The organism is Aeromonas sp. DSM 116730, from assembly GCF_046581335.1.
Taxonomy (GTDB): domain Bacteria; phylum Pseudomonadota; class Gammaproteobacteria; order Enterobacterales; family Aeromonadaceae; genus Aeromonas; species Aeromonas rivipollensis.
The window spans coordinates 1,375,612-1,391,533 of the sequence record NZ_CP144265.1; the positions used below are offsets into that span (position 1 = coordinate 1,375,612).

The following is a 15,922-nucleotide window of genomic DNA, read 5'->3' on the forward strand; positions in this document are numbered from 1 at the left end:
TGCCTTCTGTTAAGGATTCAAACCGGATGGCTGAAACGCTGTTCTATGATGCCGCCGCCCAGGCAGACTTCCCCGTCATAGAAGACGGCGGACTGACCCGGGGTCACCGCAGCCTGTTTCTCGTCGAAGATGACCCTGATGGTCTCATCATCGATGGGCTGGATGAGGCAGGGGATGTCCTGCTGGCGGTAACGGGTCTTGACGGTGCAGCGTAGCGGCGCCCGGATCGGGGTGCGATCCACCCAGTGCAATTGGCTGGCGATCAGGCCATCGGAGTAGAGGCGGGGATGCTCCCCTTGCGCCACCACTAGCGTGTTGCGCTCCACCTCTTTGTCCACCACGTACCAGGCCTCTTCGGTCGCATCCTTCATGCCGCCGATGCCGAGCCCCTTGCGCTGGCCCAGGGTGTGATACATCAAGCCCTGGTGCGTGCCTATCACCTTGCCATCCACGGTTTCGATGGGGCCGGGCTGGGCGGGCAGGAACTTGGCCAGGAAGTCCTTGAACTTGCGCTCACCGATAAAGCAGATACCGGTGGAGTCCTTCTTCTTGGCGGTGATGAGCTCGAGCTGCTCGGCGATGCGGCGCACCTCCGGCTTCTCCAGATCCCCGACCGGGAACAGGCTTTGACCCACCTGGGCTTCGCTCAGGGTGTAGAGGAAGTAGCTCTGGTCCTTGTTGTTGTCGAGACCGCGCAGCAGGCGCGGGCGGCCTGTGCTGTCGTCACGGCGCACATAGTGGCCGGTGGCGATGTAGGTGGCACCCAGCTCTTCGGCGGCAAACTCGAGGAACGCCTTGAACTTGATCTCCTTGTTGCACAGGATATCCGGGTTCGGCGTGCGCCCCGCCTTGTACTCTTCCAGGAAGTGCTCGAACACGTTGTCCCAGTACTCGGCGGCGAAGTTGATGGTGTGCAGCTTCATGCCCAGCTTGTCGCAGACGGCCTTGGCATCAGCCAAATCCTGGGAGGCGGAGCAGTACTCGTCCGTGTCGTCTTCTTCCCAGTTCTTCATGAACAAGCCTTCGACCTGATAACCCTGCTGCTGGAGCAGGTAGGCCGAGACGGAAGAATCCACGCCGCCGGACATGCCGACGATCACCTTGATTTGGCTGTTGTCTGTCATTAGTCGAAGTTACCAGTTCGTTTAAACGGGGCGTATTCTACCAGAGTTTTGCGCCCCCGGTCACATCTCCCTGCCGTCGTTCCCCTCGGGAGCCCGGCGACGGGAAATCGTTTTTCTGTTTGTCGGCACCATGATGAAATAAATGGTGCCAAATGATCCTAAATGGCCTGTTCAGGAGCTGTCACGAGAGGTCGGAAGCTCGGTAAAGAGCAGCGCAGGAACCGGAGTGTGTAAATACACATGAGCTTTCCTGATTACAAACAAGCGAGCAGCACATGAGCCTTGATCACGGCCTCGCAGTAAGATCGTGGACAGGCTTCAAATAAAGGCCTTGAGCGCCGACAGGGGCAGGCGAGTGCCCCCCAGATAATCCTGGATGCACTGCCACACCAGAGGGCTGCGCAGGGCCGGTTTGCACTCGGCTATCTCCTCCAGGGTGAGCCAGTGGCAGGCCAGCACATCGCCGTCAGGATCCTCTGGATGGTGCTGACCCGGCGCCTTTTCAAGGTCGAAGATGACGGCGGTGCGCACAAAGGTGGACTCGCTGTCCGCCGGTTTGAACAGATAGACCCCGAGCCAGGCGCTGGGTGCGGCAGTCAGCCCCGTCTCCTCTTTCAGTTCGCGGCAGGCCGCCTCAATCAGGTTTTCCCCCGGCTCCACGTGGCCGGCGGGCTGGTTGAAGCGGCGCTGCCCCTTGATCTCCTCTTCCACCAGCAGGAAGCGACCCTGCCAGTGCACCAGGGCGGCCACCGTCAGGCGGGCGGGCAGGGGTGGGTGTTCGATCATGATGACTCCTTGTCGCCGGGATGATGGGCGGGTCGGCGGGCCGTGCCCCGGCCGCTGCTGCGGGGTTTGTTCTCGCCCGCCGTGGGTGATCCGGGTTTGCCCGTGCCGCGCTGCTTGTCCCGTTGCTGGGACTGGCTCGCCCGGCGCGGGGCTTCGCCTGCCGGTTTGGCTGCGCTGCCACTCGCTCGGGGTGATGACGGCTGGCGCCTGGCCGGTGCCAGCTCGGGGGCGGGCAGGCTGCGGCTCTGGCCGGGTGCCAGCCCGTCTTCTTGCCAGTTACCCAAGGTCCAGTCGCCTATGGCGTAGCGGATGAGGCGCAAGGTGGGGTGGCCGATATGGGCCGTCATGCGCCGCACCTGACGATTGCGCCCCTCGATGATTTTGATCTCGAGCCAGCTGGTGGGGATCTCCTTGCGCATCCGTATGGGCGGGTTGCGCGGCCACACGGCAGGTTCATCCATAATGCGCGCGCCGGCGGGCAGGGTTATGCCGTCGTTGAGCTCCACCCCGGCGCGCAAGCTGGCCAGCGCCGCCTCGCTCGGCACCCCTTCCACCTGCACCCAATAGGTCTTGGGGGTCTTCTCCCCCGGCTGGGTGAGGCGCGCCTGCAGCTTGCCGTCGTTGGTGAGCAGCAAGAGCCCCTCGCTGTCGCGGTCGAGCCGCCCTGCGGCATAGATGCCGGGCTCTTTGATGTAATCCTTGAGGGTTTCGCGCCCCGCCTCGTCGGTGAACTGGCAGAGCACCATGTAGGGCTTGTTCAGCAGCAAGAGCTTGCGATCTGCCGGTGCCACCTCTGGTTTTTGCCCCGCCACTCTAGCGTCGCCCGCCTGCCGGGTACCGGCCCGTGAGCGGGCAGGGCCGGGCTTGTGGGCCTCATCCTGTGTGGGGCGGCCAGCGGCGCTGGTGCGGCCGGAGAGGGAGAGGCGGGGACGGGCAGGTTTCATCGCATGCATACCAAAAACAGGGGATGCCGGAGTGTATCACGGAGGCGCCCGCCTTGGGTCATAGGGGCATAGAGGGAAAGGGTTCGACAGACCCCCTCCCTGCCTCCCCTTTGCAGGGAGAGGGGGCTGGGAGATTCAGCTCAGCAGGCTGTCGATGACGATGGCCTGGCGGGCGGGGGCCGAGCTTGCGTGCAGCAGCGCCGTGCTGACCACCTCGTCCATCAGGGCGCGGGCCAGCCGGGTGAGGGGGCGCAACTGCTCGGGGGCCAGAGCGGCCGGAATGGCCAGCAATATGATGGTCTGCACAGGCCCGAGTGCCGATCCCCAGTCGATGGGCTCATCGCAGCCAAGCAGCGAGAGGGCGGGTTTGGTGATGGCGGGGCAGATCACGTGGGGCATGGCCAGCCCTGGCCGGATGATGGTGGCGGCGAGTTGTTCCCGCGCTGCTATGGCCTGCTCCAGCGTGGCTCTGTCACGCACCCGCTCCCCTGGCAGCAGATTCACCAGGACCTGCAACGCCAGCGCCTTGTCGAGGGGCGCCGAGCTGTGGCCGAGTTGGGCGAGGGAAAAGCCGTAGTCGGGCAGGGCGGCGGCGAGACGCTGCTCGGCCCGGGCCGAGGTGGCAGGGCGCCCCAGCGGCTGGCCCAGCTCCACGCACCAGCAGGTGAAGGCCATGTGGGCCAGCTCCGCATCCAGCCCTTCGATGAGCAGCTGGCAGAGATCCCCGGGCTGGGTGGCCAGGGTGAGCAGGGCGAGCTGGCTGCTCGCCTCTGCCCGCTGGCGACGGCTGATGTTGATGAAGAGGATCTGGGATTTGAACAGCCCGGCCAGTCGACAGAGCTGCTTGGCCTGGGTGATGGTCAAGCCCTGGTGGCAGCAGAAGGTGAGCTCGCGGCGGAGCATTCAGGCGCCGGGGGTGGCGGCTTTGAGCACGGCGGCGGCGTCCAGCAGCACGGACTCAAGGGATACCTGGCGCACGGCGCAGCCGAGGAAGCGCTCCTTCTGCTCTATCTCGATGTCGGAGGCGATCAGCACCAGATCCGCGCTGGCGATGTCCCGGGCGGTCAGCACGTTCTCCAGTCCCATGGCGCCCTGGGTCTCCACCTTGATCTTCAGTCCCAGCTTGTCGGCGGCGTTTTGCAGCGCCTCGGCGGCCATGTAGGTGTGGGCTATGCCGGTGGGGCAGGCGGTGACGGCGAGGATCTTCATGGGCTCTCTAGGTAAGTGGGGATGGGGCCACAAGATAGCGCCAAGCGAGCGGGTTTGCCAAAGGTGCGGGGTGAAAGTGGGATCTTGGCCGCCCTGTGGTGCCTGCGTGCACAGAGGATGGCAAGGGTGTGGATTCATATGTTTCTGATGGGGGCGACAATAAAAAACCGGCCCCACCAGAAGGCGGGGCCGGTTGTATTCAGTTAACGCGGGTTCAGGCGGACTGGGTGGCCAGTTCGGCGGCTTTCAATTCGCGCTTGATACGGCGGATCTTGCGCTCCTCGGCGACGGCCACGCAGGCCATCAGCACCAGGCAAGCGGCGGCGGCCATGTCCAGCGCCGCGAAGGTGCCGGTCCAGCCGGTCAGGCCGAAGATGGGGGTGCCGTCGGCGATCATGCCCAGACCCAGCTTGGCGAAGCTGTCACCGATGAGGTAGGCGAAGGTGCCCTTGACCCCGTCGGCCACGCTGATGCCCTGCTTGGGCACGAAGCCCACGGCGGCCACGCCGATCAGCAGTTGCGGCCCGAACACCAGGAAGCCCAGCAGGAAGAGGGAGCCCAGGAACATGAACTGGGTGGTGGCGTGCTGGTAGAGCCCCAGGGTGGCGATGATGAGCGCCAGTGCCACGCAGGCCACCAGACCACGGCGACCGTTCGCCAGATCCGAGAGGTAGCCCCACATCAGGGTGCCGACCAGGGCGCCCACTTCGAAGAAGGTGAAGCCCTGGATGGCGACTTCCTTGGAGAAGCCGAGCTCCTGGTGGGCATAGACGGTGGACCACTGGTCGATGCCGATGCGCACCACGTAGAGGAAGATGTTGGCGAAGCAGAGCAGCCAGATCACCTTGTTCATCAGCACGTACTTCACGAAGATCTGACCCTTGGTCAACTTCTGCTCTTCGGTGGCTATGTCCTCTTCGCTCGCGACTTCGTCAAACAGCTCTTCCACCTTGCCCAGACCATAGGCTTCCGGCGAGTCGCTGCCAAAACGCAGGCCGACGAAGCCGACGATGAGGGCGATGATGGAGGGGAAGATAAACATGCCGAGCACGTTGCCATCGAACAGGTAGTTGGCACCGAACAGCGCCACACCGGCCGCACCGGCGCCGCCCACGTTGTGGGAGAGGTTCCACATGCCGAGGTAGGTGCCGCGTTTGTTGCGGGGGGTCCACTTGGTGATGGTGGAGTAGCTGCAAGAGCCACCACAGCTCTGGAAGAAGCCGCTCAGGGCATAGAAGAAGATCATGAAGTAGAGGCTAAATCCGGTCCCCCCCATGCTGGCACTGAAGCCCAGCATGCAGAGGGCGGAGAGGATCAGCATCAGCGGCAGGAACTGCTTGGTGTTCTTGCCGTCGGCATAGTAGGAGACGACCGTCTTGCCCACCCCGTAGGTGATGGAGAAGCCGAGGCCTATCATGCCAAGCTCGGTCATGGAGAGACCGTACTCCTGGATCATGTCGTTCTGGGCGATGTTGAAGTTCTTGCGGATCAGATACATGGTCAGATAGCCAATGAATACAACCAGATAAGATTGCATGAATGGCTTGAACCAGAGCTTGCGCCGGGCTTCGACCGGCAGGTCCAGGGTGGGGATCCGGACCTGTTCGAGCAGTTTAAACATCTTCGTTCATCCTCTGCGAGATAGACGCTATTCCCGCCGCGTTCCTCATTTGTGTATTGAACTCGTTCAATCTGTTATGGGAGGTCACGCCACGGGAAGGGCGACAGGAAGAGGGCGAACTGCAGAGCGCTCCCCTGTCGATTGAACCCATGCCCGAACGCACCATGGCGTGCCGGGTAACTACATCAGGTAGGTCGACTGTAAAGAGGCGGGCTGTGGATGGCGTGAGAGCCATGCCTAGGGGGATTAAGAAAATTTCCTAGTTTGGCGGCTTGTGGCCGTGAAGCGTGAAGGGGATCACAGAGTTTGCTCAAGAGCCCGAGAGCCTGGATGGGGGCGCCGCCGCAGGGGCAGGCGCCGTCAGGCTCGCAAAAAGGGGGCGTGCAAAAACAAGTAGGCCACCCGGGGGTGGCCTACTGTCATCTCAAGTGCCTGTGGTGGACAAGGTTCATGCCGCCTTGGCCAGCGCCACCTGGTCGGTTTTCTTCACCCGCAGTTTTTTCAGGGCAACCGCCACCACGCCGGTGACTATGGCGCCACAGATCATGCAGAGCAGCGCCAGCAGCGGCTTGTTGACCGCACCCAGCAGGGCGACGATGGGGCCACCGTGGGCGACGCTGTTGGTGATGCCAAACAGGAAGGCCATCACGGCGGCTGTCATGCTGCCCAGCACGTTGGCGGGAATGACGGCGAGCGGGTCACGGGCGGCGAACGGAATGGCGCCCTCCGAAATCCCCACCAGACCCATGGCACCGGCGGCCTTGCCCGCCTCGATTTCGGAGGCATCGAAGATCCCGAGCTTGCGGCCGAGCACGGTAGCGAGCGACATGCCGAGCGGCGCCGCCGGGATGGCGCAGGCCATGGCCCCCATGAACTGGGTCTGGCCCGAGGCAATCATGCCGACTGAGAACAGGAAGGCCACCTTGTTGACCGGGCCACCCATGTCGAAGCCAGCCATGCCCCCGAGCACTATGCCCAGCAGCACCAGGCTGCCACCGCTCATGGAGAGCAGCATGGCGTTCAGGCCGGTCATCATGTCGGCGATGGGCGCACCAATGATGAAGATGAAGACGGCAGCGATAAAGAGCGACCCGACGATGGGGGCGATCAGGATCGGCACCAGCGGCTGCACCATCTTGTGGTAGTGACGGGTGGCAATCCAGCGCACCAGATAACCGACCAGCAGGCCCGCTATGATGGCACCGATAAAGCCGGTACCGGCGTCGGCACCGTAGAAGCTGCCGTTGTTGGCTATCCAGCCGCCGATAAAGCCCGGCGCCAGGGCGGGGCGATCACCTATGGCGTAGGCGATGTAGCCCGCCAGTATGGGGATCATCAGGGTGAAGGCGGCCACGCCCACGTTGAGGATCTGGTTCCACATGCTCCCTGCAGGGATCTGCATGCCGCTCGGGGTCGGATCCCCGCCGATGGCGAGCGCCAGCGCAATCAGCAGGCCCCCGGTGACGACAAAGGGGATCATATGGGAGACGCCGTTCATCAGGTAACGGTAGAGATCCGAGCTGCCGCCCGCGCTCTTCTCCTCGCTCTTGCGCTCATCCTTGTCCGCCACATAGGCGGGGGCCTTGAGGGCCTGCTCGATCAATCCCTTGCCATCCTTGATGGGGGCTTTCACCCCGGTCTTGATGAGCGGCTTGCCGTTGAAGCGGGCCATGTCCACCTGCTTGTCACAAGCCACCACTATGGCGCTGGCGCGGGCAATCTCGGCCGCGGTCGGGCTGTTCTTGACGCCGATGGAACCATTGGTCTCCACCTTCACCTCGTAGCCCAATTCCTTGGCGGCACGCTCCAGGGATTCTGCCGCCAGATAGGTGTGGGCGATCCCGGCCGGGCAGCCGGTGACACCTATGATGAAGCCCTTGTCGGCGGCGGGGGCGGCTTGCTCCTCTCTCTTCTCAAGCAAGAGTGCCAGCGCGGCGGCCGGGCTCTTGGCCGCCAGCAGGGCGTCGATAAAGCCCTCTTCGATCAGCTTGGCGGAGAGCTCGGCCAGCACCTCGATATGGTGGTTGGCGCCGCCCGCCGGGGAGGCAATCATGAAGAACAGCCGAGAGGGCTTGCCATCCTCGGCGCCGTAATCGATGCCGCTGCGGCTGATGCCGATGGCCACCGCCGGAGTGCTCACCGCCGCGCTCTTGGCGTGGGGCAGAGCTACGCCTTCCTCGAAGCCGGTGTTGTCCAGCTCTTCCCGGGCCCACAAGTCCTTGATGAACTGCTGCTCGTCGCTGACCTTGCCTTGGGCGACCAGCAAGCGGGTCATCTCGCTGAAGACCTCCTCCTTGCGGCTGGCCTTTAAATCGAGCGCGATCAGTTGCTCGTTGATAAGGGTGGTGATCATGGCGTTCTCCCTGCTCCCTTGATGGAGCCTGTTGGCATGCCGTGCACACGGCATGCAGACAAAATTGACACGACTATTATCGCGTCGGGGCGCAAGCAACCCTATCGGACAAATGTGCGAATGACTGGATTTTTGTGCGGTAAAATCCCGAGTGTGAGCCGGATCCCAAAGCAAGGAGTTGGGCAGCAGCAGAGAATTTAATTGGTTTTTACATATAAAATCATGTTGTTAGCAGGAATTTCCTTGTGACCGTATTGCCGTGGCCCTACCAGTCTGGACGGGAGAGAGAAGCTTCTTCTGTAAATTTGTGAGGGTTTATGATGGGGCTAGATGTGAGCCAACGCACATAAATGGCTGTCATCAGGGGAGCTTGGGGGAGTGCAAGCTGGAGAAATGGGCTTGGCGAGCGGGATTTGTGGAGGCAACCTACGGAACCGTTATCTGGCGTGATGGCGCTGTATTCGCCAGCCAATTCCCGCCATAACGGCCGCGACACCGATCACGATCTGATAAAGGCGTCCCACCGCCCGCTAAAGCAAATCCATATGATAATCCTGCCGGATAAGTTCCGGGGTCAAGCCGAGTGGCGCCGTAATGGCCAGGCTGGATATGAATTTCACAAGCAATCTGGTTTAGTTATTGGGGGACGTCTGTATAGATTCATTCTTGTATAATTCAGTTAGCTCTATTGGCGCAAGTAAGGACATGCTTTAATTTGGATACTTTTCAGTTTGCTCTTTATAAATGAACATGAGGAGCCATTGAATTAAGCATCCACCTACTTCGCTAAAGGTTGCCGTGGCGTTCGAAAATTCAATATCCAAGATACGCCAATACCCGAATCAGCTTTGCTAGTCGAACCTACGGGCTTTATTATTTACGTGGCATCATCATCCATAGACCGCAGAGGGCGACACCCATGCCCAGCAATCGAGTGACTGAAAAGGCTTCTCGAAAAAACAACAATCCAATAGGTAAAAGCAAGAGTGTACCTGCCGCATTGGTCAGGAATGAAGATATTCCTAAATGACCACCGGCTCGATATAGCAACAAGAATCCAAGCTCAATCCCCAAAATTCCCAGCGCCACGCCCGCAACACTCCAGTTTAATATTTGGAAGCTGCGACTACCGTCATAAAAATAAATGCCAGGTAAACATAATAAAAGGGCGATGCCATAACTCAAGGACAGAGATAAAAATGGATTGACACCACTAGGAACAAATTTAATCGAAAGGTGGTATACGACCGAACCTACGATCGCAAGAATGACAGCTAAAACATACATCGTGAACTCCAGCTAAAAAATAAAAGCATGCTCAGTCTAGCGGATGCCACAGTTCATAGGTAGACTGCAAAAATGAATGGCAGATATAAGATTCCTTTATGACAAATGACTTTGATACCGCGCTGCTGCGCTCTTTCGTGAGTGTTGTACGATGTGGCAGCATTAACCGGGCCGCAATATTACAAGGGAAAACACAGCCAGCGCTTAGCCAGCAAATTCAGCGTTTAGAGCAGCAACTAGGCCATGCATTGCTGCTTCGCTCCAACAGAGGAATACGTTTAAGTACTGAGGGAGAGGCGTTATTACCTTATGCAGAACGCATTTTGAGTCTGACCGATCAACTGAGTCTAAAGCCTGCATCACAAGGTAAACTGCATTGCAGTATTGGTTTGGTTGAAGATCTTGTGAGTAATCACTTTACCCGCGTACTAGCAGACTTTGCTTGTGTGCATCCTGGATTAAGCTTGCGGGTTGAGGTTGCTAACAAGCAGTCACTATTTGCTGCGTTTGAACGTGGTGAGCTGGATGTGTTGGTCAGCATGCCGATAGTCAATGCACCAGCACCAATTCAGGAATTTAGTTTTCCACTTTATTGGTTTGCAGCGCATGGGTTCGAACATCAAGGTGAATCATTACCTTTAGTCATTTTCAGTCAACCCTGCTCATGGCGTAATCGTATATTAGAGGCATTGAATAGAGAAGGTATTCCTTGGCATATAGTATTTGAGAGCAGTAGCCTTGCAGCTTTACAGGCTGCTACAGAGGCTGGGCTGGGCGTCGTCGCTTTATTTTCTCAAACACCCCCAAAGCATAGCCAGAGATTGACCCAGCTCCCTGCACTCCCAAATATTACAATTGCAGTTTATCGCCAGCGGGGAGAGATGGATGGAACGGTTCAAGATTTAACCAATCTCTTTCTAAGAGAAATGCAGCATAATGTTGTAACGCCAAATGATGGTGAAGGACAGTAGAGCACTGAATAAAGGAGGTTCAGCCCGGTTTGTGCGATCAGGAAGCACTTCATGAGCAAGGTACCGTCGTTTCGATTACCGTCTCGTTGGATATATGGCTCATCTCGTATCCTGGGCTAAAAATCATGGGCTGGTGCTGAACGAAGTGAAGCCAAGGTTTACCGCGAAATGTATCGTTAATTCTGGTGTGCCAATCTCTTGCATCCACGTTTATTCCGCTCTGGCTGGCGCAATAATGCTCGCCTGTCGGGCTTAGCTACGCGCTGCGCCAACCTAAAAACCACGCTACCCCCTGTGACGACAGCTTCCAGTCTGCTGCGGTTAACCGGTGATATAACGGGACATGGCCGCTCGATTACCTTGTTGCGGCACAGGCAGCGCTCCCGAGGGAGAATGGTTGCAAGCGGGGCATAGCAAGCTGTGGTGGAAGGGGGTAAAACGGCCCTTTGCGAGAAACCGGTCGGTGATCAACAAATGAGTGAGAGTGCGGGTATATTTGTGCGGCAGCAGGCTGGCTATCGCCCCTTGCGGGGCAACAGGTACTCAATACTCGAGAAACTTCTCGCCGCAGCGCTCGCAGATCAGATGCCGCACATGGGTGGTCTGATAGGCCAGAGTCGAGCCGAATGCCCAGTTGGTGAGGGTGCTGGTGCGAAAGGCGTGCCAGAAGGCCTTGCGCGGGTCTTTGGGCATGATGTCCTGACTGTGATCGCGAGGGACCAGCACCACTATATGGCGGGTGCGCTCCCCGCACTTATCGCAGCGATGGATTTCGCTCTGCGCCTGCGGTTCGCTCTGTTTTTGCTGTTCACGCTGTGCTGTCATGATGCACTGGCTCCTGTTCTGGATGGCGCGCCCATCATATTCCTCTCCGCTTGGCTCTCCTACCCCCATGTGGTGTTGGTCCACTGAGTGAGGGAGACCCTTTCTTTGTCGGGGCAGGGGCGACCCGTTTTCACTGGCTAAAGCCTGCCGCATCACGCTGCGCCAATGCCCGCTCCACGTAGAGATAGCCGATGCCCATCACCTGCTGGGGGCGGTTGAGCTCGCCGAAACGCAACTGGGTCGCATTGACCGCATCGCTGCAGTCGAAGGGGTTGGCACCGGTCTGGCTGACGATGGTCTGCAACCAGGGTTCGCCGAAGTCGCAACTGCGGCCATACAGGTAGATGCGGTTGATGTTGAGGATATTGAGGAAGTTGTAGAGGCTCAGGCCAATGGCGCGGGCGCCCTCGTCCACCAGGGCGCGGATCATGGCATCCCCCTGATGGTAGAGCGCGAGCAACTGGGTCGTGTCGAGCTCCCCGCCCGCCGGCGCGGGGTTGTCGGCGCTGGCTTGCTGCTTGAGAAAGACCCTCGCCCGTTTCTTGATGGCAAACAGCGAGGCGACCGTCTCCAGGCAGCCGTAGCGGCCACAGGCACAGGCGCTGCCGTCCGGGTTGATGATGGTGTGACCTATCTGGCCGCTGCCAAACAGGGCGCCCCTGTAGATCTGGCCGTTGATGATGAAGGCGGAGCCGATGCCGTAGTCGACGTTGATGACGCAAAAATCCCCGCCACTCTCCCGGCCCTGCCACTTCTGGGCCAGCGCCAGCATGATGCAGTCGTTGTCCACCATCACCTCGCAGCCGAGGCGCTCCTCCAGCAGGTACTTGAGCTCGACCGGTGCGTGCCAGGGGGCCTGCGGCATGGTCTGGGAGACCCCGGTGGCCGGGTTGACCTGGCCGTGCACCGCCAGCGCCAGCCGGATCGCCAGCCCCTTGTGGCGGCGCTTGTGCTGGTAGTAGTGGGCTTCAATCAGGCGCAGCAGCTCCTCCGGGGTCTGCGGCGCTATCTTCTGGCCGCTGAACTCATCCAGCGGGGTGATCAGGTTGTCCACCAGTATGCTCTCCAGGCTGGTGGGGCTGATGTTGAGGCAGAGGATGGCCCCCTGGCCGCTGGCGATGCGGTAGCTGCCGCCGTTGATGCCGCGCAGGGAGAGGTTTTGCTCGCTGTGGCTGATGGCGCCATCGGCCACCAGTTCGTCGAGGATCTTGCTGACCGCCGGGATGGAGAGCTCGCAGTGGCGAGCCAGGGTGGACTTGCTCGCCTCCTTGAGCTGGTAGAGCAGCGCCAGCAGCACCTGCTTGTTGTGGTGGCGTACCTTCTGGTTGTTCAGGCCGACGATCATCTGTTCACTAAACTCCGCTTACTGTATTGCGTGATCTTTAAGCGAAAATCGCTGTCATCGCCATCTTAAACTGGCTTCATCGAAACGTTTACTAATAAATGTTGAATGAGGCGAGATTGATGAGAGCTGATGTAAGAGTCTGGGTAGAAGCCGTCACCCTGCCGACCTACGAGGTCGGTGCCGAAGATCCCAACCCCATGTTTCTCGAGAAGCGGGTCTATCAGGGCTCCTCGGGGGCCGTCTATCCCTATGGGGTGATCGACACCCTCACCGGTCAGAAGCAGATGAAGTCCTATCAGGCGGTCTGGCTGGAGAATGACTTTATCAAGGTGATGCTGCTGCCGGAATTGGGCGGGCGCATCCACCGCGCCTACGACAAGGTGATGCAGCGCGACTTTGTCTACTACAACGAGGTGATCAAGCCGGCGCTGGTGGGGCTGGTGGGGCCCTGGATCTCCGGCGGCATCGAGTTCAACTGGCCCCAGCACCACAGGCCCACCACCTTTATGCCGGTAGACTTCACCATCCAGGAGCACGAGGGCGGCGCCAAGACCGTCTGGCTCGGCGAGGTGGAGGCGATGCGCGGTCTGCAGGTGATGGCGGGCTTCACCCTCTACCCGGACAAGGCGCTGATCGAGATCACCGGCAAGGTGTTCAACGGCAACGACACCCCGCGTCACTTCCTCTGGTGGTCCAATCCGGCGGTGAAGGGGGGCGATGCCCACCAGAGCGTCTTCCCGCCCGATGTCACCGCCGTCTATGACCACGGCAAGCGCGACGTGAGCGCCTTCCCCATAGCCCGTGGCACCTACTACAAGGTGGATTACTCCGCCGGGGTCGATATCTCCCGTTACCGCAACATCCCGGTGCCCACCTCCTACATGGCGGACAAGTCTGACTACGACTTCGTCGGTGCCTACTGCCATGACGAGCGGGGCGGCCTGCTGCACGTGGCGGATCACCACGTCTCCCCAGGCAAGAAGCAGTGGAGCTGGGGCAACTGTGACTTCGGTCTGGCCTGGGATCGCAACCTGACCGACCACAACGGCCCCTATATAGAGCTGATGACAGGGGTCTACACCGACAACCAGCCCGACTTCACCTGGCTGGATGCGGGGGAGGAGAAGGTGTTCGTGCAGAACTTCCTGCCCTACAACACCCTGGGCACCCTGCAAAACGCCAACACCCGCGCCGCCATCAAGCTGGAGCGCACCGATGACGGCCTGCTGTGCGGCGCCTACGCGATCGCGCCGCTGTGCCACGCCCGCTTCGAGGTGAGTGACGAGGGCGGCGTGCTGTTCACCCAGACGCTGGAGTTGCAACCGGGCCAGGCCTGGCTTGAGCCGCAGGCCATCACCAGCGAGGGACGTTTGCAGGTGCGCCTGCTGGATGAGCAGGGCCAGCCGATCCTGAGTTATCTCGAGCATCAGCCCGCGGGCGAAGCCCTGCCGGATCCGGCCACGGCACCTGAGCCTGCCGTCAATCTCGACTCGGTCGACGAGCTCTACTTCATCGGCCAACATCTTGAGCAGTATCTGCACGCCAGCCGCTCCCCCTTTGATTACTACCTGCGGGCGCTGGAGCTCGACAGTGGCGACTATCGCTGCAACCTGTCGCTGGCGACCCTGGAGTACAACCGCGCCAACTATGAGCAGGCGCTGGTCTACGTCAATCAGGCGCTGACCCGGGCCCATCGGCTCAACAAGAACCCCCAGTGCGGCAAGGCCAGCCTGCTGCGGGCCCATATCGAGGAGCGCCAAGGCCAGCTGGACGCCGCCTTCGATGATTTTTACAAGGCGACCTGGAGCGGCAATTGCCGCGACGGCGGCTTCCTCGGGCTGGCCCGCATCGCCATGGTGCGCCGTGACCCATCGCAGGCGTTGCCCTTTGTCGAGAAGAGTCTCGCGGTCAACGGTACCCACTATGGTGCCATCGCCCTCAAGGGGCTGGCGCTGCTGGAGTGCGGTCAGCGGGAGGCGGCCCTTGCCTATATAGACGAGCAGCGAGTCCGTTATCCGCTCCACTATCAGCTGGCCTTACTGCGCTGGCTGGCGAGTGAACAGCCGACCGATCTCGAGGCGCTGCGAACCCTGTGCAACGGGCGCGGGGTGAACCTCTGTTTCCTCGCAAGTGACCTGCTGGCGCTGGGTCGCCCCGAGCTGGCGCAGCAACTGCTCTCGCTGCTGCCGGTGGAAGAGACCCTGCCGCTGCTGTTCCAGGCCAGTCTGTTGCCGGAAGGTGAGGCGCAGTATGCCCTGCTGCAACGGGCCGAGCAGGCCTTTGGCCGCAAGGTGCGCTTCCCCAATACCCTGGGGGAGGTGGCCATGCTGGCACAGTTGCCCCACAGCTGGTTTGCCAGCTATCTGCTGGGCTGCTTCCACTACAGCAAGCGCAACTACCCGCAGGCCATCGCCCTGTGGCAAGGGGTGTGCGAGCAGGCGCCCGGGTTTGCCCCTGCCTGGCGCAACCTTGGCATCTATCACTTCAACAAGAGCGGCGATCTGGCGGCGGCCGAGCAGTGCCTGAGTCGCGCCTTCGCCCTCAAGCCGGATGATGCCCGCCTCTTGTTTGAACTGGATCAGCTGCACAAGCGCGGCGCCATGGCACCCGCCGAGCGGCTGGCGCTGCTGGAGGCACACAGTGAGGTGGCCCTCAAGCGCGACGATCTGACTGCCGAACTGCTCAGCCTTTATCACATCACCGGCCAGCTGGATGCGGCGGCCGAGATCTTGCGGCTGCGTGAATTCCATCCCTGGGAGGGGGGCGAGGGCAAGGTGACAGGTCAGTACCTCATCAACCAGCAGCGCCGGGCGCTGGCACTGATGGCGCAAGGAGGTCACGAGCAGGCAATACCGCTGCTGCAACAGGCGCTGCACTACCCCCTCAATCTGGGGGAGGGGCGTCTGGTGGGGCAGACCGACAACGACATCCACTACCTGCTGGCGCTCTGCCATCTGGCCTGTGACAACCAGAGTCTGGCGGCCCAGTGCCTGCAACAGGCCTGCCTCGGTCAGGGGTCGCTGGGGGCCAGCCGCTACTACAACGATCAGCCGGTGGATTACCTCTTCTATCAGGGCATGGCGCTGGCGCGTCTCGGCCGGGTTGCGGAGGCGGAGCGTCTGTTTGAAGGCATGGTCGGCTGGGCCGAGCAGGCCATGGGCGAGCGGGTCGAGGCGGACTTCTTCGCCGTCTCCCTGCCCGATCTCATCGTGCTCGATGACGACCCCCAGCACAAACACCGCCAGCACTGCCTGCTGGTCAGGGCGCTCGGCCTCTTGGGGCTGGGTCAGCACTATGGCTGTGAACAGAGCTTGCGAGAGCTGCTCACCCTTAACCCGGCTCACGACAAGGGGCACCTCTTTGCCCTGATCTGCCGTGATCTTTCACTCAACTCATAACACTCATAACAAAAACCGGCGCTTCGCCACGGTGCGAAGCGCCCCAGTACCCTACAATC

At 60.7% G+C, this 15,922-nt stretch carries 12 protein-coding genes; 2 read left to right on the top strand and 10 right to left on the bottom strand.

Features of this window, described 5'->3' with window-relative positions; all coding sequences use genetic code 11:
• Window positions 1–17 precede the first annotated feature (17 nt).
• The 8 genes from mnmA to Aeroheme_RS06490 form a co-directional block, all read right to left on the bottom strand.
• Complete coding sequence (mnmA, locus tag Aeroheme_RS06455; RefSeq protein ID WP_163154137.1) at window positions 18–1,124, bottom strand: tRNA 2-thiouridine(34) synthase MnmA; 1,107 nt, start codon at window positions 1,122–1,124, stop codon at window positions 18–20.
• 318 nt (window positions 1,125–1,442) lie between these two features.
• Window positions 1,443–1,910, bottom strand: coding sequence for an NUDIX hydrolase (locus Aeroheme_RS06460; RefSeq protein WP_411166907.1), 468 nt, complete (start codon window positions 1,908–1,910; stop codon window positions 1,443–1,445).
• A complete protein-coding gene (locus Aeroheme_RS06465; protein ID WP_411166908.1) occupies window positions 1,907–2,854 on the bottom strand; it encodes a pseudouridine synthase in 948 nt (315 codons plus the stop codon). The genes Aeroheme_RS06460 and Aeroheme_RS06465 overlap by 4 nt, the downstream gene beginning before the upstream one ends.
• A gap of 135 nt (window positions 2,855–2,989) precedes the next feature.
• Window positions 2,990–3,757, bottom strand: a complete 768-nt coding sequence (locus Aeroheme_RS06470) for a PTS sugar transporter subunit IIA (RefSeq protein ID WP_411166909.1) — start codon at window positions 3,755–3,757, stop codon at window positions 2,990–2,992.
• On the bottom strand, window positions 3,758–4,063 hold the full coding sequence (locus Aeroheme_RS06475) for a PTS fructose transporter subunit IIB (protein WP_168234648.1): 306 nt from the start codon (window positions 4,061–4,063) through the stop codon (window positions 3,758–3,760).
• A gap of 214 nt (window positions 4,064–4,277) precedes the next feature.
• The gene (gene uhpT / locus Aeroheme_RS06480; protein ID WP_106886242.1) at window positions 4,278–5,684 is read right to left on the bottom strand and encodes a hexose-6-phosphate:phosphate antiporter; all 1,407 of its coding nucleotides are present in this window, start codon (window positions 5,682–5,684) and stop codon (window positions 4,278–4,280) included.
• Window positions 5,685–6,132: 448 nt separating this feature from the next.
• A complete protein-coding gene (locus Aeroheme_RS06485; RefSeq protein ID WP_404836065.1) occupies window positions 6,133–8,037 on the bottom strand; it encodes a fructose-specific PTS transporter subunit EIIC in 1,905 nt (634 codons plus the stop codon).
• 873 nt (window positions 8,038–8,910) lie between these two features.
• Window positions 8,911–9,324 carry a hypothetical protein gene (locus tag Aeroheme_RS06490; protein ID WP_411166910.1) on the bottom strand — a complete coding sequence of 138 codons (414 nt, stop codon included), beginning with the start codon at window positions 9,322–9,324 and terminating at the stop codon, window positions 8,911–8,913.
• 98 nt (window positions 9,325–9,422) lie between these two features.
• Here Aeroheme_RS06490 and Aeroheme_RS06495 point away from each other — a divergent pair, with 98 nt between their 5' ends.
• Window positions 9,423–10,295 carry a LysR substrate-binding domain-containing protein gene (locus Aeroheme_RS06495; protein ID WP_408818824.1) on the top strand — a complete coding sequence of 291 codons (873 nt, stop codon included), beginning with the start codon at window positions 9,423–9,425 and terminating at the stop codon, window positions 10,293–10,295.
• Window positions 10,296–10,838: 543 nt separating this feature from the next.
• Here the strand turns inward: Aeroheme_RS06495 and Aeroheme_RS06500 are convergent.
• Both Aeroheme_RS06500 and Aeroheme_RS06505 read right to left on the bottom strand, forming a co-directional pair.
• Complete coding sequence (locus Aeroheme_RS06500) at window positions 10,839–11,120, bottom strand: hypothetical protein (RefSeq protein WP_411166911.1); 282 nt, start codon at window positions 11,118–11,120, stop codon at window positions 10,839–10,841.
• Between the two features lie 130 nt (window positions 11,121–11,250).
• The gene (locus tag Aeroheme_RS06505) at window positions 11,251–12,465 is read right to left on the bottom strand and encodes an ROK family protein (protein ID WP_411166912.1); all 1,215 of its coding nucleotides are present in this window, start codon (window positions 12,463–12,465) and stop codon (window positions 11,251–11,253) included.
• Between the two features lie 119 nt (window positions 12,466–12,584).
• Between Aeroheme_RS06505 and Aeroheme_RS06510 the strand changes: the two genes are divergently transcribed.
• Entirely contained in the window at window positions 12,585–15,863 is a 3,279-nt protein-coding gene (locus Aeroheme_RS06510) for a DUF5107 domain-containing protein (RefSeq protein ID WP_411166913.1), read from the top strand.
• The last annotated feature ends 59 nt before the right edge of the window (window positions 15,864–15,922 follow it).